We start from the raw sequence: 3912 nt of genomic DNA, 5'->3' as shown, positions 1-3912 counted from the left end.
GTCACCGCATATTTTGACATATTTCAAAAGTCCGAAACCGACCCTATTGACATAGAAATTCACTATTTCAGATGGGTATACCCTATTGACATGCTCAAAAAATACCGGCTCGGAAGAGTCGGTATTTTTGCGTTCAATCATCGCCAATGAGGTCGGCGAGCAGGCCGATAACGGTCAGTACGCCGAGAATGATTTTGCCTGAGTTCAAACTTTCACCTCGTTTCAGTCATCCGAAAAGTTCTCGACGGCCTCGATGATGAGGTCAACCACTGCGCCGATAGCTTGGAAGATTGGGCTGAGTGCAATCATGCGCATCGCCTCCTTTCAATCAGTACGCATACAGCAGTTCGCCGGTCATCTCGTGAAAGAGTTCCGGATTGTACAGCATCTCCTCGATTTCTTCCTCAGAGCAGCCGTAGTCCAAGAGTGCCTGCACCTCGTCGGCGGTTACGCCGAACGCCTTCGCCACGCTGAATAGATCGCTATAACTGGTCGGCGTGTCCTCGTAGTAGCTGCGGTAGAACGGATATTTGCGCCACCAGTGCTCGTACGTCGTGTGCGGTGTGAAGGTGCCGGTAGTGATACGGCCGGTGCGGTCGATTTTCATGATTTCGCCCTCCTGCGGTTCGAGAATATCAGTGGGCGCTTTTAACCGCAGCTTTTTCAGCGTCTTGCAGAGAATTTTCTGTGTCGAGGCGTAAATAAGGTAGCCATCATAGAACATGACGCACAGTGGATTATCTCCGACGACGAACCAGATGGAATTGTCCTTATCCAGAACGGTAAACACAAATGAACCCTCGACCGCTTCAGCCATAGATTTCAGGCTGTCAAAGTCGAGGGTTTTCTGCTGTTCGAGAAGCTGCACTGCGACGTAGCTGTCGGTTTCCACGCTCGTCGTAGGAAGATTTTCTTCCATCCGAAGTTCCTTGTCGTTCCAGAGAACGCCGTTGTGCGCGAGAGCAAAGCTGCTGCCGTCAACATAACCAAGGAACGGATGGTTATTCTGGTTAAACTGCGCATTGCCCTGTGTTGTCATGCGGGTGTGGCCCATAATGGTATTCACGCCGTTCGGAATGTGAATCTTCATCTTTCGAGCGGGAATCGGGCGCTTGTAAATCCGCAGACGGTCGTTGAAGTTGTACGCGATACCGGTCGCATCCGTGCCGCGCACCTGACATTCGCGAGCCAGCGTATTCAGAATTTTGTTTTTCGTATGGGTACTCAGGCACTCCTTAAAATCGATTAAACCGAATAAACTGCACATATTTTAAGCCTCCTCCGTGTTGGCATTAACAGGTTCATTAACGTAAAGACGGCGCTCCTTCAAATACTGGATCAGCTCCGGTTCTTTGATTTCGTCCAGAAAATCAAACCAGCTAAGCTCCTGTACAGCGGTGTCGGACATAGAAACAGCCACCTCGACGAGATGGTTGACCATCTGCAAGGTGGCTTTCAAAGTATTGAGTTTCAAAGTGCCGCGGAACATACGGATTTCGACCGTATCCGCGTTCGTGAGGTTGACCGCCGTGTAACGTCCGGCGCAGGAATTTTTTGCGTGGTTCATCTGTTCGGACGGCGTCAGGCGAATGCCGTACCGCGCCGCCCAGCGATTCATCTGGGACTGTGTGCGGCGGCTGAATCGCAGCAGTTCCGCCCAGAATTTCTCAACAAAGTAGAGCAACCGCGCAATTGCAGCCTCCTGCTGCTCGTAGGTACAGCCGAATGCCAAACGGGAAATGTGAACGTGAAGTCCGCAGGTGCCGGCAGCGTGACTCAAATAACCCATGCGCTGTGCCTTGCGGAGAACTTCTGCCCATGGCATTTCGTTCAAATGGTACTCAAGTGTCATCGGATGGGTGACAAGCTCAAGACCTTCATCCAGACTGCCGTCTGTCTTAATGTACAGATTTTCAGCGTTAGCATTGGCGATGTTTAACAGCTTCTCCGCGTTGCTGGTTACTGTGCCGCCGTCATCAATTTCGAGCTCAACGCCGAAATGACGCAGACCCTTGCCATGAAAAACAAGGTCTGGCGTGTAGCTGTATTCGTGAATAACCTCGCAGTGCTCATCCCAGCAGGATGCGCAGTAGGCGTTGTCGTCATTGTCCCAATAGGCGCGGTCACGGTGAATAATGCGGTTGCAGTCCTCGCAGCGGACGTAATACTCATCAAAGCAGTGGTCGCAAAGCGTGTGCGTATCGTCCTCTACAGCATTTTCCTCATAAATCCGTTCGTTGCAGTGGTCGCAGATTACGGTCAGGCGATCCGTGCAGTCCTCGCAGAGCCAGTCACCTTCCACTTCAAACATATCTTCAATCGAGTGCTCTGCACCGCAGTTTACACAAATTCTTGTTTCGCTCATTGTCTGTTCCTCCATTTCGTTTGGTAAAACTTAATACTCTTCGGCAAGCAACATAGTAGAATGCGTCAAATCGTCGATGACAAACACCTTGGCATTTACGGCATCGTCGCACGGTACATCGAGCTCGTAACGGTACGGCGGCTGCTCCTGCTCGTGGACGATATGCTGACCGGTCGGTGTTTTCGTCAGCTTGAATACCTGCAGGTAGTCTTTCTCCTCGATTTCCATTGTCAAGACCATGTGCCACATGAGGTTTGTCAGCCATGATGGAATCTCAGTCATCACGCCGCGCGTCAGGAATTTTTGATTGTTGAACATTCTCGTTTTCTCCTTTCGGGCAAAAAGTAAGCTCCTGAGAATATCCCAGGAGCTTCTACATCTATAATATATGTCCAAAAGTGGCGGAAACACAGAAAAAAAATGGTTCAAGCTATGCTTTTCTCATATTATTCTGTCAATGCGTTGTAATGAATACAGTTTTCCGAAACTGATACGGTGTAAGACCGGTACTTTTCTTAAATGCACGAATCAGATTAGAAGCAGAGCAAAACGCACAGTCATAAGCAATCTCTTCTATGCTGTCATCCGATTCTGAAAGCTGTAGTTTTGCATAGGATAGCCGCAGATTGAGCAGATACTCATGCGGCGATAAACCGGTTTCCTCGCGAAATCGGCGAGAAAAGTAGAACCGGCTAAGCGATACCTGCGCAGCAACTTCTTCTATTTGAATATTTTCATGAAAATGCTCGTCCATCCAGTTCTTTGCTGCCTGTATCTGCGGCGAAACGTTGTGTGCCGCGTGCCCTTGGGTATTCAGCGAGGAAAGTATATGGTGAATGACGACCGACATGCGATCGTCTGCATTGGCATCGAGTGGCAGCATCTGCAGAATCTTTTGAAAGTCCTTCTCCAAGCCATACTGCTTGCTGAACAGCGCACCGTTGTTCTTCCACAGAAGATCGCAGTACGCCTGTGAGGCATTGCCGTGAAAATGAAACCAGCTGAACTGCGCCTCTCTCTTTGTATAGTAGTTGTGCGGAAAATTGCAGTCGATGAGCACGATATCATCGGCGCTTGCTGTGAATGTCTGATCCCGATATGTGAACTGCATTTCACCCGAATGAATGTAAAACATCAAAAATGCGTTCAGATGTTTTCTGCGCACGCTGTACGGCGCACTGCAAAGATAACGTGCACCCCAGAGACCATAAAACAGGTGCTGCTGCGCAAAAGCCGAAGCAGTATGAAAATAGATCCCTTCTTTTTCTATGATACCGGGTTCAAATCGAATAACACCCTGCTGACGAATATCCATAACAGCACCCCTAATGTCAGAGCAAAAATTGCATATTTTGTGCACGCATTACACGTGACAGCTTTCGTCTCTTATGATATCATAGGCACAACAGAAAGGCAAGAAACCTTCCGATCGTTCAAAAGGAGAAGATACTTATGAGCAAGGAAATTAAAATCGGTCTGATCGGTGCCGGCTGGATGGGCAAGGCCCACACCACCGCATTCCACAACGCACGCATGATTTTCGGCGA

Annotated in this window: 4 protein-coding genes; all 4 read right to left on the bottom strand. The window is 49.2% G+C overall.

The window, feature by feature from the left end; translation table 11 throughout:
• Positions 1-328: 328 nt before the first annotated feature.
• Positions 329-1267 (bottom strand): class II glutamine amidotransferase, encoded by a 939-nt coding sequence (locus PGS25_RS12795; protein WP_270418953.1) that lies wholly within the window; start codon positions 1265-1267, stop codon positions 329-331.
• A gap of 3 nt (positions 1268-1270) precedes the next feature.
• Positions 1271-2365, bottom strand: a complete 1095-nt coding sequence (locus PGS25_RS12790) for an amidoligase family protein (protein ID WP_270418952.1) — start codon at positions 2363-2365, stop codon at positions 1271-1273.
• A gap of 30 nt (positions 2366-2395) precedes the next feature.
• On the bottom strand, positions 2396-2683 hold the full coding sequence (locus PGS25_RS12785; protein ID WP_270418951.1) for a DUF960 family protein: 288 nt from the start codon (positions 2681-2683) through the stop codon (positions 2396-2398).
• Positions 2684-2819: 136 nt separating this feature from the next.
• Positions 2820-3680, bottom strand: a complete 861-nt coding sequence (locus tag PGS25_RS12780; RefSeq protein ID WP_270418950.1) for an AraC family transcriptional regulator — start codon at positions 3678-3680, stop codon at positions 2820-2822.
• Positions 3681-3912 lie beyond the last annotated feature (232 nt).

Source organism: Butyricicoccus sp. AM78-15b2TA (assembly GCF_027665985.1).
GTDB lineage: Bacteria > Bacillota > Clostridia > Oscillospirales > Butyricicoccaceae > Agathobaculum > Agathobaculum butyriciproducens.
This window is presented reverse-complemented; position numbering and strand designations above follow the sequence as displayed.